This is a genomic window from Sphingomonas sp. PvP055 (genome assembly GCF_040546365.1).
In the GTDB taxonomy this organism is placed as follows: domain Bacteria; phylum Pseudomonadota; class Alphaproteobacteria; order Sphingomonadales; family Sphingomonadaceae; genus Sphingomonas; species Sphingomonas echinoides_A.
Map to the genome: position 1 here is coordinate 851972 of NZ_JBEPNS010000001.1, position 20781 is coordinate 872752.

Consider the following 20781-nt stretch of genomic DNA (forward strand, 5'->3'; position numbering starts at 1 on the left):
GAAGCCTTTTCGCGGCACAGGCATCGATCCTGCTGCGAGGGCCCTTCGACTTCGCTCAGGGCGAACGGAGTATGGGTGGGTCGGTGGTCGGGCTTACCGCGCCCGCTTCACCTTGCTGTACGGCGTGAACATCCCCAACCGGCAGCGCGGCCCGGGTATCCCGATCCCCCCACGCTGCAGCGTATAGATCTGGTCGTTCTGGCAAAGCTGCCCACTGCGCACCTCAGTGACGAGGATCGCATTGGAATCTAGCCCCGGACACGCCGCGGGCAAGTCGTTGCGCCAGATCCGGCTGCCGTCGGGATAGAGCAGCGTGTGATCGTCGATGATCTGCGGGTTCTGCGTCTGGCTGCCGAAACCGCGCAGACAATTCTGCGGCGCACCCGGCGTCCGATCCTTGAGCGCCGCATCGAGATCGCGCGTGTCGGAGGACGTCGCCGCCCCCAGCGCCAGCGCGGCGAGCGTGAGCCGGATCATGGCTTGCGATAGTGCGTGAACGCACCGAACGTGCAGCTCCCGTCTCGGAATACGCGAGACGAGATCGACCGTCTGGAGGATGTCGCCCCGGCACAATTGCCCGGTATAGGTGCGGGTTACGATCGCATCGCCACGCCGCAGCCCGAAGCAGCCGCCATTGGTGTCGGTGCGGTACAGGTCGTTCTTGGTGGAAATATACAGAATCGTATCGCCGATCCGCGTCGAGTCGCGATAGCGGGTCTGCTGTATGCATTGCTCGGGCTTGCCCGGCACCAGCCCGGCCAGACGCTTGTCGAGTTCGGCCGAGTCCTTGGCGGCCTGGCGTTCCTGGCTGGTCGTCCGCTTGTCGGCGGACAAGGCCGCGCTGCCGACGGTCAGCAGCACGACGGGTAATAACAGACGAATCATCAGATCATCCTCTGGCTGGCGTGTCCCCTGCCTGGGAGGATCGTACACCGTTCACCCCCGGAAAGCATCCTTCGCCGCACGCCGCTCGGCAAGCTGCTCTGCGGACGACGCACGAAGGAAGGGGTTGGTCGCCTGTTCCAGCGCGATCGTCGTGGGGACGGTCGGCTGCCCTGCCGCGCGTTTCGCATCGACGTCGCGCATCCGCTCTGCGACCGCGGCATTGTCCGGCTCAGCCACCACGGCGAAGCGACCGTTCGACGCGGTATATTCGTGCGCGCAATAGACGACCGTGTCCCTGGGCAGATCCGCCAGCCGCTGCATGTTGGTGAACATCTGCGCCGCAGTGCCTTCGAACAACCGCCCGCAGCCCATCGCGAACAGCGTGTCGCCACTGAACAACAGCGCATCGTCCGCCATGTGAAAGACGATATGCCCGGCGGTATGCCCCGGCGTCTCGATCACCCGCGCAACGTGCGCGCCGATCCGCACGCTGTCGCCCTCGCGCAGGCCATAATCGAGCGTCGGGATCCGGTCAGCCTCGGCCGAAGGTCCGCTGACCGTCGCGCCGAGCGCCTTGATCGCGGCGTTGCCGCCGGTGTGATCGCCATGCCAGTGGGTGTTCCAGATCTGCGAGATCGTCCAGCCGCGCTGCTCCGCCGCCGCGAGCACCGGTTCGGCCTCGCTCGGGTCGACGACCACCGTCTCGTTCGAAACGGTGTCGTGGATCAGCCATACGTAATTGTCGCTGAGCGCGGGGACGCAGACGATCTCGAGATCGGTTGCCATTACCAGACGCCGGTGTTGGGCATCGACGACCACGGCTCGGCGGGCGGGAGCGGGTCGCCTTCCTGGAGCAGTTCGATCGAGATGTTGTCGGGGGTGCGGACGAACGCCATGTTGCCGTCGCGCGGCGCGCGGTTGATCGTCACGCCCGAATCCATCAGGCGCTGGCACGTCTCGTAGACATTCTCGACCCGGTAGGCGAGGTGGCCGAAATTGCGGCCGCCGTCATACGCTTCCGGGTCCCAATTGTGGGTCAGCTCGACCTGCGCGTCGTGATCGCCGGGGGCAGCGAGGAAGATCAGCGAAAAGCGGCCCTTCTCATTGTCGATCCGGCGAACTTCCTCGAGGCCGAGGACCTTGAAGAAATCGATCGTCGCGACCGGGTCGGTGACGCGGATCATGGTGTGGAGGTACTTCATCGACAGGCGCTCCCATGCGGTTGCCTCGTCAGATAGGGGCGCGCCGGTTGGTCTGCCACCCTGGCGACGCAATCGGGACGCTTTCCCGCGCACCCCATCGCGGGCTTGTGACCGCCTATTGCGCGCCGCTGAACTGTTGCAACGCCGCCGCGGCCGCCTTGCCCGATGGACTGTCGGGGCGAAGGTTGGCGGCCTGCTGCCACGCCGCCTTGGCATTGGTCGCGTCGCCCGCCTTGGCGGCGATATTGCCCGCCTCGAGCTGGACGTCGCTGTCGTCGCCACCCAGCCGAAGCGCCTCGGCAATGTCCTTTTGCGCGCGCGGCATGTCGCCGGTGCGCCGTGCGAGCGTCGCCGACAACAGCCACGCCAGCGGGTCCTTCGGAACTTCGCTCAACGCCCGGTCGAGATCGTCGCGCGCGCCCTCCATGTCGTTCGCGGTGACGAGCGCCCGCGCCCGGTCGAGATGCGCTTCGCCAAGGTCCATGCCGGTCAGCGTCCCGCTCGCGATCGCGGCATCGAGCGCGGCGCGCGCCTTGCTCGCGTCGCCCGCCGCGAGCCAGGCGTTGCCCGCTTGCGCCCAATAGCCCGAGCTGCGCGCATCCTTGGCCTTCTCGGCGGCGGTGGCGGCGGTTTCGAACGCGATGGACGCGGCGGACCAGCGTTGTTCGCGACTATACGCCATGCCGAGGCACTGGCTTGCGAGGAACCCGCCGCCCGCAACCCGCCACGCGCCCGCCTCGGCTTCCGCACCCGCCGGGTCGGAGGTCGCACGGTCGAGACAATGCTCGTAGCGCGCGCGTTCGCTGGAGGCGGGGCCGACCGGGCCCATCGGCGTGGGAGTAGCAGCCTGGGCGAGGAGGAACAGGATCATAAGGCGGGCGTCACATCCTCGATCGCCTGGATCAGCAGCGCGATATCGGAGTCGCGCGACAGGCGGTGGTCGCCGTCCTTGATCAGATGCACCTGCACATCGGCTGAACGAACGAGTTCCGCCAGCCGCACGGTGCGGTTGTAGGGGACGTCGGCGTCGTTCATCCCCTGCACGAAGCGCACCGGGCAATCGACCGCGATCCCGCCCGACATCAACCGGTTGGCCTCACCCGATTGCCAGAAGGCGCGGGTATAGAGCGTCGGTTCGGGGCCATACGGCGAGGGACGTTCCATCCGCCCGTCGGAGAGCAACGCGAGCTTTTCCTCGGTGGTGAAGCCCCAGTCAGTGAAATCGGGCGCGGGCGCGACGCCGACCAGCGCCGCGACCTTCGCCGGATGATCCCGCGCGACGAGCAGCATCAGCCAGCCGCCAAGCGACGACCCGACGAGGATCGCCGGGCCGGTGACGAGCTGGTCGAGCACGGTCAGCACGTCGTCGCGCCAGTCGGCGAGCGTCTGGTCCGCAAACGCGCCCTCGCTCTTGCCGCACCCGCCATAATCGAACCGCACGAACCCACGGCCCTGCGCGACCGCCCAAGCTTCGAGCGCGAGCGCCTTGCTACCGGTCATGTCGGAGGCGTAGCCGGGGAGGAACACGACCGTCGGGCCGGTCCCCTTGGTGCGCTTGAAGGCGAGCCGGGGGCGTTCGGCTTTTGGGGTGATCATCAAATTACTCGCGGATAGGGTGGGGCATGGTTGCACTGACCATCGTTCTCCCGCGAAGGCGGGAGTCCAGGGTTACGGGCGTTGGACTCGGCAACTCTGGGCCCCCGCCTGCGCGGGGGAACCAAAGTTTTGGATAATAAGACGCGTCAGATCACGTAATCGACGCTGCGCACCTGTGCGACCTCGCCGCGTTTCACCACCATCTGGCGGTGAAGCTCGGCAACCGTCCGGCTCCCGCTGGTCTTGCACCACGCCGGTACGAACGCATGCACCACCGCGCCCAGACCGCCGACGATCATCGTCATCCCGAAACGCGACGCGACGCCGAAATGCTCGGTGTAGCTTTCGCCGACGGTGGCGGGATGGTCGAGGAACAGGCGGCGGAACATCGGCGTCTCCTTCAGGCGGCGGGCGTGCCGCGTTTCTGCGCGATCCGCGCCAGCACATCGGCGGCGAGCTGGCTGAGCGTATCGTCGCGGGCACCCATTATCACGATCCGGTCGCCGGGGCACGCCTGCTCGACCAGCCATGTCGCCGCGTCGGCACGATCGGCGATGTGCAGCGCGCGTTCGCCGATCCCCGCGACGATGTCGGCGCTGGTCACCTCGCGCAAGACGGTGCCGCCCTGATAGACCGGATCGGGCAGCACCAGCCGGTCGTCGTCGTGCAACTGCTCCCGGAACATCGCGATCAGTTCGTCCCGCATCACCTTGAGCGGGCCATAGCCATGCGGCTGGAACAGCACGAGCAACCGCCCGGGAAACGCGTGGAGCGTCGCCAGCGTCGCCGCGATCTTGTCGGGGTTGTGTCCGAAATCGTCGATCACCGTCACGCCGTCCGCTTCGCCGACCAACTCGAACCGGCGCTTGAGGCCGGTAAACCCCTCGATCGCCTTGATCGCGTCCTTGAGCGGCACCCCCGCCGCGCGCGCCGCGCCGAGCGCCGCGAGCGCGTTGGAAACATTGTGCGCCCCGGGCACGGACAAGCGCACGCGATAGGTCACGCCCTTCGCCACTAGGTCGAACGTGATTGCGGACGGGGCTGGGACGAGGTTGGTCGCGCGCAAGTCCGCGCTCTGGTCGATCGCGAAGGTCACCAGCCGTGCGGGATCGAGTGTCCGCGCCAGCGCCGCCGCCTCGGCATCCCCGACGTTGAGGATCGTCGTCTCCGCCTTGCCCGCGAACGCGCCGAACAGCGCGCGCAATTCCGCGAGCGACTTGTGGTCGAGGCTGACGTTGTTGAGCACCGCGATCCGTGGCTGGTACAAGGCGATCGACCCGTCGCTTTCGTCGACTTCGCTGACGAACGCTTCGCCATCGCCGACCAGCGCGCTCGCGAAGGGCGCATCGTCGCTCGCGAAATTCTTCATCACCGCGCCGTTCATCACGGTCGGATCGCGGTCGCAGGCGTGGAGGATCCAGCCGATCATGCCCGTGACGGTCGATTTGCCGCTCGTCCCCGCAACCCCGATCGGCAGCGCGCTCGCGTTGAACAGCGAGGCGAGCAGTTCGGGGCGGCTCAACCGCGCCGCGCCGACACGCTCCGCCGCGACGATGTCCGCGACGCTCGCCTCGACCGCCGCCGACGCCACGACGATCTGCTCCGCCGACGTCACACCCGAGCCATCCTGCGCGAACAGCGTGACGCCCTTGGCGGCGAGGTCGTCGAACTTGGCGGGCAGCCGCCCGGCATCGAGCGTCCGGTCCGATCCCGCTACGGTCGCACCGCGCCCGGCGAGGATCATCGCGAGCGGCATCATCCCGCTGCCACCGATGCCGACGAAGAAGTAGGGTTTGCCGTTAGTCATTCCCCGGCGCTATCGCGGGGCAGCATAAATCGCCACAGGAAATGGTATGAAGATCGGAGTGGTGGCCCCCGCCCGCGGGATCGACGCAGCGCTGGCGGCACGCGCGCAGGGCCTCGCGGCGATCATTGCGCCCGAGGTCGATCTGGTCGTCCACCCGCAATGTTTTCTGTCCAACGGGCATTTCGCGGGCACCGATGCCGAGCGTACCGCCGCCTTCGTCGACATGGCGAACGATCCGACGATCGACGCGCTGTGGTTCGCGCGCGGCGGCTACGGGTCGAACCGGATCCTCCAGGCGGCGATCCCGGCGCTGGGCGAGGCGGCGCGGCGCAAGACCTATATGGGCTTCTCCGACATGGGGTTCGTGCTCGGCGCGCTCTACGCCGCGCGGATCGGGCGGCCGGTGCATGGGCCGATGGTCTCGACCGCGGGCAGCGGCGACGGCGGCGTCGGCTTCAGTCGCGGCCTGCTGTGGCTGACGAAAAAGGATCGTTCGGTGCTCGAGCCCGGGCTCGACGGGCGACCGGCGGCGGCGTTCAACCTCGCGATCCTGACCGCGCTGATCGGGTCGCCGTGGCTCCCCGACCTGACCGACCATGTGCTGATCGTCGAGGAAGTGTCCGAACCGCTCTACCGGATCGACCGGATGCTGTTCACCATGGCGCATGCGACGCAGCTCAAGGGGATCGCCGGCGTCCGGCTCGGGCAGATCAGCGAAGTCCAGGCGAACGAACCCGAATGGGGCGAGACGATCGAGACGATGATTCAGCGCTGGTGCGGCGAGATGCGCGTGCCCTATCTCGGGCGCGCCGAGATCGGGCACGTCCGCAACAACCGCGTGGTGCCGTTCGGGGTCGCCTGACACGAAAAATCCCTGCGGCGTCCCGCCCGGACCGCCGGCTTTCTATGATGGTCCCAGCGAGGCGTCGCACGCCGTCCTATAGCGCGGGGTTTTCCTATGAACTGGTTTCGGGCCGATGCGCCCATTCGCTTGAAGATGCTGGTGTCCTACGGGACGTTCGTGGCGCTTTTGGGCGTCACGACCCTGTCCACCGTGCTGTTGCCGTCGTCCATGGCGGTGTGGGTCGCGCTGGGCGTAACCGGCGTTGGGGTCGTGCTGGCGCATCTGTTTCGCGAGGCGGTGTGCGTGCCTTATGTCTCGACCGTGGTGCGGATGGAGGGGCTCGCGGCGGGCGACCTCGACACGCCCATCGAATTTACCGAGTATAAGGATTGCGTCGGGCGGATGACCAAGGCGATGTTCGCCTTCCGCGCGACCGCGCAGGCGCAGCACGCGCTCAACGAGGAGGCGGAAATCAACTCGCAGATCGTCCGCCGCATGGCGGACAATTTCGGTCGCCTGTCCAACTGCGACCTGACCGCCGACATCGTCGAGGAATATCCGCCAGTCTATGCGCCGCTCAAGGCGAGCTTCAACGAGGCGCTCGGCAATTTGCGCGCCTTGCTCGGCTCGGTAATGACGAGCACCGGCAACATCCAGACCGGATCGAGCGAGATCGCGCAGGCCTCTGACGATCTCGCGCGGCGCACCGAAAGCAACGCCGCCAGCTTGGAACAGACCGCCGCCGCGATCCAGCAAGTCGATTCGCGCCTGAAAGCCACGGCGCGCGCCGCGACGCAATCGGTCGAGACCAGCGAACAGGCCAAGGTCGCGGTGCTCGAAGGGCGCAGCCGCACCGATGTCGCAGTCCAAGCGATGACGCGCGTGATGGATAGCGCAAAGGGCATCGACGACGTGATCGAAGGGCTCGACAAGATCGCGTTCCAGACGCGCGTGCTCGCGATGAACGCGGCGGTCGAGGCCGGGCGTGCCGGGGATGCGGGACGCGGGTTCGCGGTCGTCGCGGATCTCGTCAGCGCGCTGGCGATGCGTGCGGAAGAAGAATCGAAGCGCGCCCGCGACCAGTTGAGCGCGACTCGCGTCGACATCGGGGCCGCGGTCGACGCGGTGCAGAAGGTCGACGATGCGTTCGGCGTGATCCTGACATCGGGCGAACAGGCCGCGCAGCTGGCCGAGCAGATTGCCAGCGACAATGCCGCGCAAGCCAGTGCGATCACCGAAGTCAGCACCGCGGTCCACGCGATGGATCAATCCACCCAGCAAAATGCCGCAATGGTCGAACAGACGTCTGCGGCGGCGCGCAACCTCTCCGAGGAAGTGGTCCAGCTTGCCGCACAGGCGGACCGGTTCCGGGTAGAGCCGGCGCGGCATGCCTATGCCTGACCGCGCGGAAGACACCGGGATCACGCGCGGACGGCCGGGAAGGGCGACTGGGAAGACAAAGGGGCGCGCCATCGGTGCGCCCCTTTTGGCGGATGGGTCGTACGTTTCCACGACAGGGTGACGGATCGCGTGCGCTTGCCTATATCAGCGCACCCGGCTTAAGCCGCGGCCTTCATCCCTCACGGAAAGTCCTTGTCCTCATGTCCGCGCTGTTCCGCATCTCGCTACCCGACGGTTCCGTCCGCGAGGTTGCCCCGGGGACTACGCCGGCGGACATCGCCGCGGCGATCGGTCCGGGTCTCGCCAAGGCGGCGATTGCCGCACGCGTCGATGGCGAGCTCCGCGATATCATGCGCCCGTTCGACGGCGACAGCGCGCTCGCGCTCGTCACCGCCCGCGACGAGGCGGATGCGCTCGAACTCGCGCGGCACGATCTCGCGCATGTCATGGCGGAAGCGGTCCAGCACCTGTTCCCGGGCACGCAGATCACCTTCGGCCCGGCGACCGACGACGGTTTCTATTACGATTTCGCGCCGAAAGACCGCCCGTTCACCGACGACGATCTCCCCGCGATCGAGGCCGAGATGCGCGCGATCATCGGTCGCAACGAGCCGTTCATCCGCGAAGTGTGGAGCCGCGAGCAGCTGATCGAGACGTGGCAGCAGCAGGGCGAGACGTTCAAGGCCGAATGGGCCGCCGAGCTTCCCGATGGCGAGGAACTGACGATCTACCGTCAGGGCAAGTGGCTCGACATGTGCCGCGGACCGCACATGGTCTCGACCGGCAAGCTCGACCCGAACGCGTTCAAGCTGACGCGTGTGTCGGGCGCCTATTGGCGCGGCGACCAGAAGAACGCGATGCTCAGCCGCATCTACGGCACCGGCTGGCTCAACAAGAAGCAGCTCGACGCGCATCTCACGATGCTCGAGGAAGCGGGCAAGCGCGACCACCGCAAGATCGGGCAGGAAATGGACCTGTTCCATCTCCAGTCCGAGGCGCAGGGTTCGGTGTTCTGGCACCCCAAGGGCTTCATCCTGTGGCGCCAGCTCGAGGCGTACATGCGGCGCCGGCTCGACGCGGCGGGCTATGCCGAGGTGAAGACCCCGCAGCTGATGGACGCGCGCCAGTGGGAACAGTCGGGCCATTGGGGCAAGTATCGCGAGAACATGTTCGTCGTTCCCGACGAGATCCCCAACACCGACGATGACGCCGCGATCGTCAGCAACAATGCCGACATGATGGCGCTGAAGCCGATGAACTGCCCGGCGCACGTGCTGATTTTCCGCCAGGGGATCAAATCGTATCGCGACCTGCCGATCCGCATGGCCGAGTTCGGCTGCTGCCATCGCAACGAGCCGCACGGCGCGCTCCACGGCATCATGCGCGTCCGCCAGTTCACGCAGGACGACGCGCATATCTTCGTCCGCGAGGACCAGCTCGTCGCCGAGGTGCAGCAATTCTGCGAGCTGCTCGACAGCGTGTACCGTGACCTCGGATTTGAGGATTATGCGGTCAAGCTCGCGCTGCGCCCTGAGAAGCGGTTCGGCACCGAAGAGATGTGGGACAAGGCCGAGGCCGAATTGCGCGAGGCGGTGCTCGGCTCGAAGCTCAGCGAGTCGATCAAGGCGAAGTTCGAGGAACTGCCGGGCGAGGGGGCGTTCTACGCGCCCAAGCTCGAATTCCACCTGACCGACGCGATCGGGCGGACGTGGCAGGTCGGCACGATCCAGTCGGACCGCGTCCTGCCTGAGCGACTCGATGCATCGTATGTTGGTGCGGATGGCGAGCGGCATCGACCGATCATGCTCCACCGCGCGATCCTGGGGACGTTCGAACGCTTTATCGGCATCCTGATCGAGCATCACGCCGGGCGCTTCCCGCTGTGGCTGTCGCCGGTGCAGGCGGTGGTCGCGACGATCGTGTCGGACGCGGACGATTATGCGCGCGAGGTTGCCGAGAAGCTCAAGGCGGCCGGCATCCGCGTCGAGACCGATCTGCGCAACGAGAAGATCAACTACAAGGTGCGCGAGCATTCGCTGGCGAAGGTCCCGAACCTGCTCGTCGTCGGCAAGCGCGAGGCCGAGGAAGGCAAGGTCGCACTGCGCCAGCTGGGCAGCGACCGCCAGCAGTTCCTGACGCTCGACGACGCGATCGCGATGCTCACCGAAGCGGCCAAGGCCCCGGACCTGTAACGCCTGCGTTCTTAGCCCCTCCCCTTCAGGGGAGGGGTTGGGGTGGGGCAGTACCAAGCGCCACGCTCGGTGAGACACTGCCCCACCCCCAGCCCCTCCCCTGAAGGGGAGGGGAGTTTCCCAACGAAACACGCCCCTCGCGGGATCATTACATCCCACACGAGCGCATCTTCCGTTTTCCCCCGAAAACCCCTATATACACCTGTCAACGACCAGAGGAGCTACACCTATCCGACCCCCGATGAACCGCCAGGCGCCGCCGATGAATGGCCCTCGCTTCAATGAATTCATCCAGTCCGCCAAGGTCCGCGTGATCGACCAGGACGGCGAGAACCTTGGCGTGATGTACACGCGCGAGGCGATGGAGCAGGCGCGCGAGGTCGGTCTCGACCTGGTCGAGGTGTCGCCCAACGCCGATCCGCCCGTCGCCAAGTTCCTCGATGTCGGCAAGTTTAAGTACGAGGCGCAGAAAAAGGCGAACCTCGCGCGCAAGTCGCAGAAGACGCAGGAGATCAAGGAGATCAAGATGCGTCCGAACATCGATGACCACGATTACGACACCAAGATGAAGAAGGTGCTCGAGTTCATCGACGAAGGCGACAAGGTCAAGATCACGCTCCGCTTCCGCGGCCGCGAGCTCAGCCACGGCCAGCTCGGCATGGCGCTGCTCCAGCGCGTCCAGGCCGACGTGACCGAGACCGCCAAGGTCGAAGCCTATCCGCGCATGGAAGGCCGTCAGATGCTGATGGTGCTCGCGCCCAAGTAAGCCTCAAGGCATCGGTATCTACCGGTGCGACGGGCATCCCCTCCTTCCGTTCGTTTCGAGCGGAGTCGAGAAACCGGCGCTGGTGCCAGCTTTCTCGACTACGCTCGAAACGAACGGGGGAGGGGGCGACTTCACATCTTCACGCCGCCTCGACGATCCGCTCTCCCGCCGCCGCGCCCAGCAGCCGCCGCTCGATCGTCCGCAACCGGCTCCCGACGCCGATCTTCTCGCCCGTCAGGTCCGTCAGGTAGAACGTGTCCACCGCGCGTTCGCCGTACGTGGCGACGTGCGCCGAATGGATCGTCACCTTCGACTGGAACAGCGCATGCGCCAGTTGGTGCAGCAACGCGGGCCGGTCGCGCGCATTCACTTCGATCACGGTGAAGCGGTTCGACGCCTTGTTGTCGATCAGCACGTTCGGCGCGATCGGGAAGGCTTCCGCGCGGGTGCGCGGCAGCGGCTTTGCCAGCAGCCGGTCGACCAGCTTGACGCGGTTGGCGAGCGCATCCTCGATCGCTTTCTTGAGCCGTACGAGCTGCCCCGCCTCGTCGAACGGACGGCCGACCGGATCCTGCACGAGGAAATTGTCGAGCGCCATGCCGTCGCGCGTGGTGTGGATTCGCGCATCGATGATGTTCCCACCCGCAATGCTGATCGCCCCCGCGATCCGGTAGAACAGCCCGGGGTGATCCGCCGCATACACCGTGACGAGCGTCGCGCCGCGTTCGGGGTAAACCCGCGCGGCGATCGACAAGGCGGTGTCGCCCGCCTGCGCGATCAACGTGGCATTGTCGGCGATCACGTCCTCGGGCTCGGCGACCCAATAGGGCTCCGGCAATTTGGCGACCAGCGTGGCGAACGTCGCGGCGTCCCACCCCAGCACGTCGCGTAAAGCCGCCTGCTTGGTCGCGACTCGCTCGGTCCGGCCCTTCTGCTTGTGGCCGAGCCGCAGCACTTCCTCGGCCGATTCGTACAGGTCGGCGAGCAACTGCCGCTTCCAGCCGTTCCACACCCCCGGCCCGACCGCGCGGATATCGACGACCGTCAGCACGAGCAGCAGGCGCAGCCGCTCCGGGCTTTGCACCACGGCGGTAAAGTCGAGGATCGTCTTGAAGTCCGACAGGTCCCGCTTGAACGCGGTCGCCGACATCAGCAGATGCCAGCGCACCAGCCAGGCGACCGTCTCGGTTTCCGCGGGGTTCAGCCCCAGCCGCGGGGCGAGCCGCTCGGCGACTTCGGCGCCGAGCACCGAATGGTCGCCACCACGCCCCTTGGCGATGTCGTGGCACAGCACCGCGACGTACAATGTCCGCCGCGACACGATCTGCTTGAACAGCGCCGAACACAACGGATGGTCCGCATCGAGATCGCCCCGCTCGATCCGCGCGAGCAGGCCGATCGCGCGGATCGTATGTTCGTCGACGGTGTAATGGTGGTACATGTCGAATTGCATCTGCGCGACGACACGGCCGAAATCGGGAACGAAGCGACCGAACACCCCCGTCTCGTTCATCCACCGCAGCACCGTCTCGGGGTCGCGGCGGCTGGTCAGCACGTCGAGGAACAGCGCGTTCGCGGTCGGGTCTTGCCTTATGTCGTCGACCAGCTTCGCGTCGCGCGCGGCGGCGCGCATCGCGAGCGGGTGGATCTCGAGCTTGTGCTTGTCGGCCAGCGCGAACAGCTCGATCAGCCGCACCGGCTTCTCCGCGAGAAAATCGTCCGCCGGCAGCGCGAGCCGCCCACGCACCAGCGTGAACCCGTTGAGCTTGCGCGGCGAGCGTCGCAGCACCGGGAAACCAAAGCGCCGCCCACGCGCCGCGAACTTCTCGTCGAGATGCGCGAGGAACACCCCCGTCAGGTCGCCCGCGGTGCGCGCCTGGAGGAAATAATAATGCATGAACCGCTCGACCTTGGATTTGCCAGGCCGGTCGGCGAAGCGCATCCGTTCGGCAATCTCGCGCTGCAGGTCGAAGGTCAGCCGGTCCTCGGCACGGTTCGAGATGGCGTGGAGATGACACCGCACCGCCCACAGGAAATTCTCCGCGCGGTGGAACTGGCGATATTCGTCGCGGCTGAGCAGCCCGGCCTCGACCAGCTCGCCCGGCTCGGTGACGTTATACGCGTACTTCCCGATCCAGAACAAAGTGTGGAGATCGCGCAGCCCGCCCTTCGCCTCCTTGACGTTGGGCTCGACGACATAGCGCGTGTCGCCCATCTTGTGGTGGCGCACGTCGCGCTCGGCGAGCTTGTCGGCGATGAACTGGCGTGCGGTGTCGGCCTGGACCTCCGCCTTGAAGCGGCGCGCGGCCTCGTCGTACAGCGCCTGGTCGCCCCACACGTAACGCGCCTCGAGCAGCGCGGTGCGGATCGTCACGTCGCCCTTCGCCTGCCGCACCATCTCGTCGAGCGAGCGGCTGCTGTGGCCGATCTTCAGCCCCATGTCCCACAGTGTGTAGAGCATCGCCTCGATCACCTGCTCGGCCCAGGGCGGTTGCTTGCCGGGGGTCAGGAAACCGACGTCGATGTCCGAATAGGGCGCCATCTCGCCGCGACCATAGCCGCCGACCGCGATGACCGTGATGCGTTCGCCGGTGGTCGGGTTGGGATTGGGATAGATCCGCTGGACCATGAAATCGTAGATCAGCCGCAGCAACTGATCGACCAGGAACGCCTGCGCCGCCGCCGCTTCCAGCCCGCGCGAGGGATGTTCGATCAGCCGCCGCCCGATCTCGGCGCGACCAGCGTCGAGCGCCTGTTTGAGCAAGGCAAACGCCCCGGCACGCAGCGTGCTGGCGTCCCCTTCCAGCGCGGCGAGCGCATCGGCGAGGGTGCGGCGGTCGATGATCGAACGGCGCTGCGGGAGGGATTCGAAACGCGGAGGCATTCCCGGGTGATAGGGGGTGTGCGGTCGAACGTCACGCGGGTTGAACACGCGTGCGGGCTCCGATGCGTTTGGCGGCAATCCGCGGGATGCGTCCCGCTGCGCTTGATGCTCTAACCCTGCCATGACCAACACTTTCTCCCCGCTCGACCGCCCGATCTGGTACAGCCTGACGGGACGCCACGCCGCCCTTGCCATTGGCGGTGCGCTTGCCGTGCGGTTCCGGCCCGAGGTCAACCTGTTCGGCGCGGCGGCGGACGACTCGCCGGCGGCGTGTGCGGCGCTGGCCGCGCTGATCGAGGAGGGCGGGACGCTCGGGGTGCTCGAGGCGGACCCGGTGCCGGCGCTTCCGGGGACGGTCGTGGTGTCGGAGCGTCGGATCGACCAGATGGTCGCGACCCGGCTGAACCGGACGCCGCGCGCGCTGCATATCGTGCCGCTGGGCGATGCCGACGCGGACGAAATGCTGGCGCTCGCGACACTGACCGCGCCGGGGCCGTTCTTCGGGAGCACGCATCTGCAAGGCGGCTATGTCGGCGTGCGCCGCCACGGGCGGCTGGTCGCGATGGCGGGCGAGCGGATGAAGGTACCGGGGTTCAGCGAGATCAGCGCGGTGTGCACGCATCCCGACCATCGCGGACAGGGCTTCGCGCGCGCCTTGATGGAAGCGGTACTCGCACCGCTGCTGGAGCGCGGGGAGGGGGTGTTCCTGCATACCTATCCGGACAATCCGGCGGTGGCGCTCTACCGCGCGCTCGGGTTCGCGGTACGGCGGGAGATGACCTATACGGTGGTGACGCGGGGGTGAGGTCCGGCCCGGCGCATCCCCCGATCCGTCCTTCCCGCGAAGGCGTGCGTTCTGCGAAATTAGGCAACCGGTGGTTTGATCGTCACCCGTGCCCCAAAAGCCGCCGTCACGCTGAACGCGTTTCAGCATCCACCGCGCAACAGGCCCAGTCCGGTCTCGTGGAGGGCTGGATCCTGAAACACGTTCAGGATGACGGAAGGGGAGGGGTGCCCCCCTTCCTCCGCTCGGGAGCGGTCCGAAAAACGCTACCCCCGCGCCAGCCCCTTCAACCGGTACAGCGTCTCCAACGCCTCGCGCGGCGTCAGCGCATCCACATCCAGCGCCTCCACCTCGGCGCGGATCGCGTCGCATTCCTCTTCCTCCGCCTCGATCGCTGCGGCGAACAGCGGCAGGTCATCCAGCCCCGCCGCCAGCCCACCGGTCTTGGCGCGCCCCGCCTCGAGCTTCGCCAGCACCGCCTTGGCGCGTGCGATCGTCACCGGCGGCAGACCCGCCAGCCGCGCGACCGCCAACCCGTAGGACCGGTCCGCCGGCCCCTCGGACACCTCGTGCAACAGCACCAGCTCGCCCTTCCACTCACGCGCGCGGACGTGGTGGAGCGTCAGCGCCTCGCACCGCTCCGCGAGGCGCGTCAGCTCGTGATAATGCGTCGCGAACAGGCAGCGGCAACGATTGTCGTCATGGATCGCCTCGACCACCGCCCAGGCGATCGCGAGCCCGTCATAGGTGGAGGTGCCGCGCCCGACCTCGTCGAGAATCACGAAGCTGCGCGGGGTCGCCTGCGCAAGGATCGCGGCGGTCTCGACCATCTCGACCATGAAGGTCGAGCGCCCGCGCGCGAGATTGTCCGACGCGCCGACCCGGCTGAACAGCCGATCGACCAGCCCGAGCGTCGCCGCGGTTGCGGGGACGAAGCTCCCCGCCTGCGCGAGCACCGCGATCGCGGCGTTCTGGCGCAGGAAGGTCGACTTGCCGCCCATGTTCGGCCCGGTGACGAGCCACAGCCGCGAATCCTCCGACAGGCGGCAGTCATTCGCGACGAAGCGTTCGCCACGTTTCGCCAGCGCATCCTCGACCACCGGGTGCCGCCCGCCGGTGATGTCGAAACACGCGTGGTCGACCAGCTCGGGCCGTGCCCAGCCGCCTTCGCAGCCACGCTCGGCAAGCGCAGCCGCAACATCGAGCCGCGCGAGCGCATCGGCGGTCGTGGCGATCGCCTCGCGCCGGTCGAGCGCAGCGGCGACCAGATCCTCGAGATGCGCCGCCTCCGCCGCGAGCGCGTGTGCGCCCGCCTGCGTCACCTTGGCCGCGACTTCGTGGAGTTCGGGCGCGTTGAAGCGCACCGCACCCGCCATCGTCTGGCGGTGGATGAAGCCGCTATCGGGCTTCATCAGCCCGTCCGCCGACCGCGCGGGGACTTCGATATGATAGCCGAGCACGCCGTTGTGGCGGATCTTGAGCTGCGCCACCCCAGTCCGCGCACGGAAATCGGCCTCGAGCGCGGCGATCGCGCGCCGTCCGCCCGCGCCCGCATCGCGCAGGTCATCAAGCGCTGCGTCATAGCCCGCCGCGATATAGCCGCCGTCCGACGCATCGATCGGCGGGGATGGGACGAGCGCGCGCGTCAGCAGGTCGATCAGCGCGCCATGCCCGCGCAGGCGCGGGGCGAGGTCGGTAAGCAATGCCGGGGGGGCGGCAATCCCGTCGAGCCGCTCGCCCAGTCGCCACGCGCCGTCGAGCCCGTCGCGCAACTGCCCGAGATCGCGCGGGGAACCCCGCCCCGCCGCGAGCCGCCCGAGCGCGCGCCCGATATCCGCCATGCTCCGCAGCGTCCCCCGGAGCGATTCCCGCAATCCGCCGTCGTTGGTCAGCAAGGCGACCAGATCGAGCCGTGCCTCGATCGGCCCACGCTCCATCAGCGGCGCGCCAATATCCGCGCCGAGCAGCCGCGCGCCCGCCGCGGTGACGGTCCGGTCGATCGAATCGAGCAGGCTGCCCTTGCGCGCGCCGGTGGTGGTTTGGGTCAGTTCCAGGCTTTCGCGCGTCGCCGCGTCGATCGCCATGTGCTGCGCGCTGGCGCCAAGCCGGGGCGGGCGCAGGAACGGCATCGCGCCCTTGGCGGTATGGTCGAGATACGCGACGAGGCCCCCCGCCGCCGACAACGCCGCGCGGTCGAACTGCCCGAACCCGTCGAGCGTCGCGACCGCGTAGAGCGCCTTCAGCCGCGCCTCGCCGCGCGCGCTGTCGAATTCCGCGCGCGGGCGCTGCATCGTCGCCAGCTCGGCAAAGTCGCTCGCATCGGACGTAATCGTCTCGGCGGGGCCAAGCCGCGCGAGTTCGGCGGTGATCCCGGCGGCATCGCACGCGATCAGCTCGAACCGCCCGGTCGAAATGTCGGCGGCGGCGATCGCCACCGCGCCGCCCGCCTCGCCGATCGCGACGCACCAGTTTGCGCTGCGCGCATCGAGCAACGCTTCCTCGGTCAACGTGCCTGCGGTGACGACCCGGACGATCGCGCGCGAGACGAGCGTCTTGCCGCTGCGTTTCTTGGCCTCGGCGGGGCTTTCGGTCTGCTCGGCGATCGCGACGCGGTGCCCCGCCTTGATCAGCCGCGCGAGATAACCGTCGGCGGCATGGACCGGCACGCCGCACATCGGGATCGGCACGCCGTGATGCTCGCCGCGCGCGGTCAGCGCGATGTCGAGGCAGGCGGCGGCGATCTTGGCATCGTCGAAGAACAGTTCGAAGAAATCGCCCATCCGGTAGAACAGCAGGCAATCCGCCGCCTCCGCCTTGAGCGCGAGATATTGCGCCATCATCGGCGTGGGAGCGGCGGCAGTCGGGGCAGGGGCGGGGGAAGCGGATGGCATCGCCGCTGGGTAGCGAAGATTCCCCCGCCCGTCATCGGGCAGATGCTGCCCGATGGTCTGGCGGGCTACCCAATCAGCGAATGAAGTAGCCGGCAACGCGCAAGCCGGCCTGTTCGCGCGTGAGGATGACGGTTTCGACCGCCTCGGGCTTGGTCGCGAAGCGCGTCTTGAACTGAAGGACCTGATAGTCGCCGTCCGGCACGCCCGGCAGCGTCTTCGTCTCTACCGCGCTTTGCAGGACGCGCGACGACACCAGCCCCAGCGGTTGCCGGACGGACTGGATCGTCGCGGTCCATTGCGCCGTGGGAAGGTTGGTCTGGAACAGGGTGCCCGCGGCGTTCCAGCTGGACTCCCACTGACCCGTATCGACCAGTTCGAGCCAGGCGTGCGCGATCGACGCGGCCTTCGTTTCGGCAGGCTTCTGGAGGGTCGTCGCGGCATTCCGCAGGGATGGCGGTCCGGCGCGGTCGGTCCCGGCCATCATCGAGAGAGCAACCGCTGCGATGAGAAGCGACATGATGAGCATTCCTCCGGTAAGCCACGCAATGCCGTATCCCGATGATCGGCGTGGTGCGGGCACCCCGGTCCCTGGCGCCGGAACCGCGGGCTCAGCACCCCCGATTTCCTTGGCCCCGAAGATATCGGGAGCCCCCGGCTCGGTTGCGGCAAGGCGTCGCGCCGCTTCGCGGCTGCTCGTCGCGCCCATCTTGCGCCGCGCATCCCGCAGTCGGTCATTAACGGTATGCACCGACAGCCCGAGCAGGTTGGCTATCGACTTGGCATCGTACCCTACCAGAAGCAGGCGCAGTGCCTCCTTCTCCCGCTCGCTCAAAATCATGTGGTTCCCCCTTTGCTGCCTTGCCGCCGGGAGGTCCGATTCATTCCCATGTCCTACACGCAGCGCCCCCGCTATCATCCGCATCGGTCTTTTACAGATTTGCTCCATCTTCCTCGCCGGGACAATGCCGGACACAAAAGCGAAAGCAACGTCGTCTTCGTGACGCCACCCGACGCATTCTGCAGCATTCCGGCGTTGGGTGGGCGCAGGATCGACGCAATCCGGTCCTCTTCTGCAGCGTTTGGCGGTCGTAGCGACGACTAGGGGCGTTCCCATCCGGGCAAAGTCGGCTTAAGGCAACCGCATCCAGGAGTGCGCGCCTCATGTCCGAAGAATCCAACGTCCAGTTTTCCGAGCGCGAGGCGCTGTTGTTCCACTCGGAAGGACGCCCCGGCAAGATCGAGATCATCGCGTCTAAGCCCATGGCAACGCAGCGCGATCTCGCGCTCGCTTATTCTCCCGGCGTGGCCGTCCCGGTCCTGGCGATCGCCGCCGATCCTTCCTGCGCCTATGACTATACGGCCAAAGGCAATCTCGTCGCGGTCATCTCCAACGGGACCGCGATCCTCGGCCTCGGCAATCTCGGCGCGCTCGCATCCAAGCCGGTGATGGAGGGGAAGGCCGTCCTTTTCAAACGCTTCGCTGACGTCGACGCGATCGACATCGAACTGAAGACCGAGGACCCCGACCGGCTGATCGACGCGATCGAGCTGATGGAGCCGAGCTTCGGCGGCATCAATCTCGAAGATATCAAGTCGCCCGAATGCTTTATCATCGAGCAGTCGCTGCGCGCGAAGATGAACATCCCGGTGTTCCATGACGACCAGCACGGCACCGCGATCATCTGCGCGGCGGGCCTGATCAACGCGCTGTTCCTCACCGGGCGCGACATCAAGACGACCAAGGTCGTGATGAACGGCGCGGGTGCCGCCGCAATCGCCTGCGCCGAGCTGATCAAGACGATGGGCCTGCCGAGCGATCATCTGACGATGATCGACCTGGGTGGGGTGATCTACCAGGGTCGCGACGACATCAACCAGTGGCAGTCGGCGCATGCCGTCAACACGACCAAGCGGACGCGCGCCGAAGCGCTCGACGGCGCCGACGTGTTCATCGGCGTTTCGGCGGCGGGTGCGCTGCCAGCGCACGAGCTGATGAAGATGGCGCCCAAGCCGATCATTTTCGCGATGGCCAATCCCACCCCCGAGATCACGCCGCCCGAAGCAAAAGCGGCGCGGCCCGATGCGATCATCGCCACCGGGCGCTCGGATTTCCCCAATCAGGTCAACAACGTCCTGTGCTTCCCGTTCATCTTCCGCGGCGCGCTCGACGTGCGCGCGACGACGATCAACGACGAGATGAAGATCGCCGCCGCGCGCGCGCTGGCGGCGCTCGCGCGGCAGCAGGTGCCCGAGGAGGTCGCGCTGGCTTACGGCGTCCACCACACCTTCGGCCCCGAATATATCATCCCGACGCCGTTCGATCCGCGGCTGATGGAGATCATCCCGGTCGCGGTCGCCAAGGCGGCGATGGATTCGGGTGTTGCGACCAAGCCGATCCTCGACCTCGACGCCTACCGCGAGAAGTTGAAGGCGCGGCTCAACCCGACCACCTCGGTGCTGACGCTCGCCTATGAGGGCGCGAAGGCGCACCCCAAGCGCGTGCTGTTCGCCGAGGGCGAAGAGGAAGTCGTGCTGCGCGCGGCGATCGCGTTCAAGGATGGCGGGTACGGCACGCCGGTGCTGGTCGGGCGCGACGACGTGCCGGACCGGTTGCGGTCGCTCGGGGTCGCCGATCCCGACAGCTACGAACTGCACAACAGCCGCAATTCGCCGCTCGTCCCGCGCATGGTCGATTTCCTGTACCAGCGGCTCCAGCGGCGCGGGTATCTGCGCCGCGATTGCGAGCGGATGATCAACCAGGATCGCAACATCTTCGGCGCGGTGCTGCTCCAGCTCGGTGAAGCGGATGCGATGATCACCGGCATCACGCGCACCTATGCGCACACGATGCGCGAGATCCGCCGCGTGATCGATCCGGCCGAGGGGCGTATCCCGTTCGGGATCCACCTGATGGTCGGGCAGAGCCATACCGTGTTCATGGCGGACACGACGATCAACGAGCGCCCGTCGGCCGAGGAACTCGCCGACATCGCCGAACAGACCGCGCTGGTCGCCCGCCGCATGGGGCATGAGCCGCGGGTGGCGTTCCTCAGCTATTCGACCTTCGGTAACCCCGAGGGCAATTGGCTCGAGAATATCCGCGCGGCGGTCGGCGTGCTCGACGGGCGGCAGGTCGGGTTCGAATATGAGGGCGAAATGGCCCCCGACGTCGCGCTCAACCCCAAGCAGCTCGCCAACTATCCGTTCGCGCGCCTGTCGGGGCCGGCAAACGTGCTGATCATGCCGGGTCTGCAATCCGCCAACATCTCGGCTAAGCTGCTGCGCGAACTTGGCGGCGACGCGGTGATCGGGCCGATGCTGGTCGGCATGGAGAAGTCGGTCCAGATCGCGCCGATGACCTCGACCGCGAGCGAACTGGTGACGCTGGCGGTGCTGGCAGCGGGCGGCATCGCGCGGTGATCCGCGGACACGCGGGGCCCCTATCGCCGCGTGTCCGGATCAAGGGATTGTGTGGGAGCATGAAACCGCGGCGAAGGGCCCCAGGTGGCTGCCCGACGAGACGGAATGT

At 67.3% G+C, this 20781-nt stretch carries 16 protein-coding genes; 6 read left to right on the forward strand and 10 right to left on the reverse strand.

Translation table 11 applies throughout. The annotated features are described in order from the left end of the window. Positions 1-93 precede the first annotated feature (93 nt). The 7 genes from ABIC16_RS04315 to ABIC16_RS04345 all read right to left on the reverse strand — a co-directional run bounded on the left by ABIC16_RS04315 (position 94) and on the right by ABIC16_RS04345 (position 5490). A complete protein-coding gene (locus tag ABIC16_RS04315) occupies positions 94-885 on the reverse strand; it encodes a DUF6491 family protein (protein WP_354290156.1) in 792 nt (263 codons plus the stop codon). A 51-nt stretch (positions 886-936) separates the two neighbouring features. Beyond that, entirely contained in the window at positions 937-1671 is a 735-nt protein-coding gene (gloB, locus tag ABIC16_RS04320) for a hydroxyacylglutathione hydrolase (RefSeq protein ID WP_354290157.1), read from the reverse strand. Continuing rightward, complete coding sequence (locus tag ABIC16_RS04325; RefSeq protein WP_354290158.1) at positions 1671-2087, reverse strand: VOC family protein; 417 nt, start codon at positions 2085-2087, stop codon at positions 1671-1673. Before ABIC16_RS04325 ends, gloB begins: the two co-directional genes overlap by 1 nt. A 115-nt stretch (positions 2088-2202) precedes the next feature. After that, positions 2203-2958, reverse strand: coding sequence for a tetratricopeptide repeat protein (locus tag ABIC16_RS04330; RefSeq protein ID WP_354290159.1), 756 nt, complete (start codon positions 2956-2958; stop codon positions 2203-2205). Continuing rightward, positions 2955-3683 (reverse strand): alpha/beta hydrolase, encoded by a 729-nt coding sequence (locus tag ABIC16_RS04335; protein WP_354290160.1) that lies wholly within the window; start codon positions 3681-3683, stop codon positions 2955-2957. The genes ABIC16_RS04330 and ABIC16_RS04335 overlap by 4 nt, the downstream gene beginning before the upstream one ends. Positions 3684-3829: 146 nt before the next feature. Further along, positions 3830-4072 (reverse strand): DUF6356 family protein, encoded by a 243-nt coding sequence (locus ABIC16_RS04340; protein WP_354290161.1) that lies wholly within the window; start codon positions 4070-4072, stop codon positions 3830-3832. Positions 4073-4083: 11 nt separating this feature from the next. Next, positions 4084-5490 carry a glutamate ligase domain-containing protein gene (locus ABIC16_RS04345; RefSeq protein WP_354290162.1) on the reverse strand — a complete coding sequence of 469 codons (1407 nt, stop codon included), beginning with the start codon at positions 5488-5490 and terminating at the stop codon, positions 4084-4086. Positions 5491-5536: 46 nt separating this feature from the next. Here ABIC16_RS04345 and ABIC16_RS04350 point away from each other — a divergent pair, with 46 nt between their 5' ends. From ABIC16_RS04350 to infC, 4 genes are all read left to right on the forward strand, one after another. Further along, positions 5537-6352 (forward strand): LD-carboxypeptidase, encoded by an 816-nt coding sequence (locus tag ABIC16_RS04350; RefSeq protein ID WP_277968130.1) that lies wholly within the window; start codon positions 5537-5539, stop codon positions 6350-6352. Positions 6353-6448: 96 nt separating this feature from the next. Further along, positions 6449-7735: a methyl-accepting chemotaxis protein gene (locus ABIC16_RS04355; protein WP_354290163.1), complete on the forward strand. Its 1287-nt coding sequence runs from the start codon at positions 6449-6451 to the stop codon at positions 7733-7735. A 200-nt stretch (positions 7736-7935) separates the two neighbouring features. Next, positions 7936-9927, forward strand: coding sequence for a threonine--tRNA ligase (thrS, locus tag ABIC16_RS04360; RefSeq protein WP_354290164.1), 1992 nt, complete (start codon positions 7936-7938; stop codon positions 9925-9927). Positions 9928-10189: 262 nt separating this feature from the next. Next, on the forward strand, positions 10190-10693 hold the full coding sequence (infC, locus tag ABIC16_RS04365; protein WP_232283442.1) for a translation initiation factor IF-3: 504 nt from the start codon (positions 10190-10192) through the stop codon (positions 10691-10693). A 139-nt stretch (positions 10694-10832) separates the two neighbouring features. On the opposite strand, the gene ABIC16_RS04370 is transcribed toward infC, so the two are convergent. Continuing rightward, entirely contained in the window at positions 10833-13577 is a 2745-nt protein-coding gene (locus ABIC16_RS04370; protein WP_354290165.1) for a [protein-PII] uridylyltransferase, read from the reverse strand. 121 nt (positions 13578-13698) lie between these two features. On the opposite strand from ABIC16_RS04370, the gene ABIC16_RS04375 reads away from it, so the two are divergent. Further along, on the forward strand, positions 13699-14382 hold the full coding sequence (locus ABIC16_RS04375; RefSeq protein WP_354290166.1) for a GNAT family N-acetyltransferase: 684 nt from the start codon (positions 13699-13701) through the stop codon (positions 14380-14382). Positions 14383-14627: 245 nt separating this feature from the next. Here the strand turns inward: ABIC16_RS04375 and mutS are convergent, their stop codons facing one another. Together mutS and ABIC16_RS04385 are read right to left on the reverse strand one after the other, a co-directional pair. Beyond that, a complete protein-coding gene (mutS, locus tag ABIC16_RS04380) occupies positions 14628-17201 on the reverse strand; it encodes a DNA mismatch repair protein MutS (RefSeq protein WP_354292260.1) in 2574 nt (857 codons plus the stop codon). A gap of 124 nt (positions 17202-17325) precedes the next feature. Beyond that, a complete protein-coding gene (locus tag ABIC16_RS04385) occupies positions 17326-18090 on the reverse strand; it encodes a helix-turn-helix domain-containing protein (protein ID WP_354290167.1) in 765 nt (254 codons plus the stop codon). A 323-nt stretch (positions 18091-18413) separates the two neighbouring features. Between ABIC16_RS04385 and ABIC16_RS04390 the strand changes: the two genes are divergently transcribed. Next, positions 18414-20672, forward strand: coding sequence for an NADP-dependent malic enzyme (locus ABIC16_RS04390; RefSeq protein ID WP_354290168.1), 2259 nt, complete (start codon positions 18414-18416; stop codon positions 20670-20672). Positions 20673-20781: the final 109 nt, after the last annotated feature.

What these genes read in the sequence shown, in the direction of transcription:
- ABIC16_RS04315 (WP_354290156.1), bottom strand. Translation starts at nt 885, where the DNA reads ATGATTCGTCTGTTATTACCCGTCGTGCTGCTGACCGTCGGCAGCGCG.
- gloB (WP_354290157.1), bottom strand. Translation starts at nt 1,671, where the DNA reads ATGGCAACCGATCTCGAGATCGTCTGCGTCCCCGCGCTCAGCGACAAT.
- ABIC16_RS04325 (WP_354290158.1), bottom strand. Translation starts at nt 2,087, where the DNA reads ATGAAGTACCTCCACACCATGATCCGCGTCACCGACCCGGTCGCGACG.
- ABIC16_RS04330 (WP_354290159.1), bottom strand. Translation starts at nt 2,958, where the DNA reads ATGATCCTGTTCCTCCTCGCCCAGGCTGCTACTCCCACGCCGATGGGC.
- ABIC16_RS04335 (WP_354290160.1), bottom strand. Translation starts at nt 3,683, where the DNA reads ATGATCACCCCAAAAGCCGAACGCCCCCGGCTCGCCTTCAAGCGCACC.
- ABIC16_RS04340 (WP_354290161.1), bottom strand. Translation starts at nt 4,072, where the DNA reads ATGTTCCGCCGCCTGTTCCTCGACCATCCCGCCACCGTCGGCGAAAGC.
- ABIC16_RS04345 (WP_354290162.1), bottom strand. Translation starts at nt 5,490, where the DNA reads ATGACTAACGGCAAACCCTACTTCTTCGTCGGCATCGGTGGCAGCGGG.
- ABIC16_RS04350 (WP_277968130.1), top strand. Translation starts at nt 5,537, where the DNA reads ATGAAGATCGGAGTGGTGGCCCCCGCCCGCGGGATCGACGCAGCGCTG.
- ABIC16_RS04355 (WP_354290163.1), top strand. Translation starts at nt 6,449, where the DNA reads ATGAACTGGTTTCGGGCCGATGCGCCCATTCGCTTGAAGATGCTGGTG.
- thrS (WP_354290164.1), top strand. Translation starts at nt 7,936, where the DNA reads ATGTCCGCGCTGTTCCGCATCTCGCTACCCGACGGTTCCGTCCGCGAG.
- infC (WP_232283442.1), top strand. Translation starts at nt 10,190, where the DNA reads ATGAATGGCCCTCGCTTCAATGAATTCATCCAGTCCGCCAAGGTCCGC.
- ABIC16_RS04370 (WP_354290165.1), bottom strand. Translation starts at nt 13,577, where the DNA reads ATGCCTCCGCGTTTCGAATCCCTCCCGCAGCGCCGTTCGATCATCGAC.
- ABIC16_RS04375 (WP_354290166.1), top strand. Translation starts at nt 13,699, where the DNA reads ATGACCAACACTTTCTCCCCGCTCGACCGCCCGATCTGGTACAGCCTG.
- mutS (WP_354292260.1), bottom strand. Translation starts at nt 17,201, where the DNA reads ATGATGGCGCAATATCTCGCGCTCAAGGCGGAGGCGGCGGATTGCCTG.
- ABIC16_RS04385 (WP_354290167.1), bottom strand. Translation starts at nt 18,090, where the DNA reads ATGATTTTGAGCGAGCGGGAGAAGGAGGCACTGCGCCTGCTTCTGGTA.
- ABIC16_RS04390 (WP_354290168.1), top strand. Translation starts at nt 18,414, where the DNA reads ATGTCCGAAGAATCCAACGTCCAGTTTTCCGAGCGCGAGGCGCTGTTG.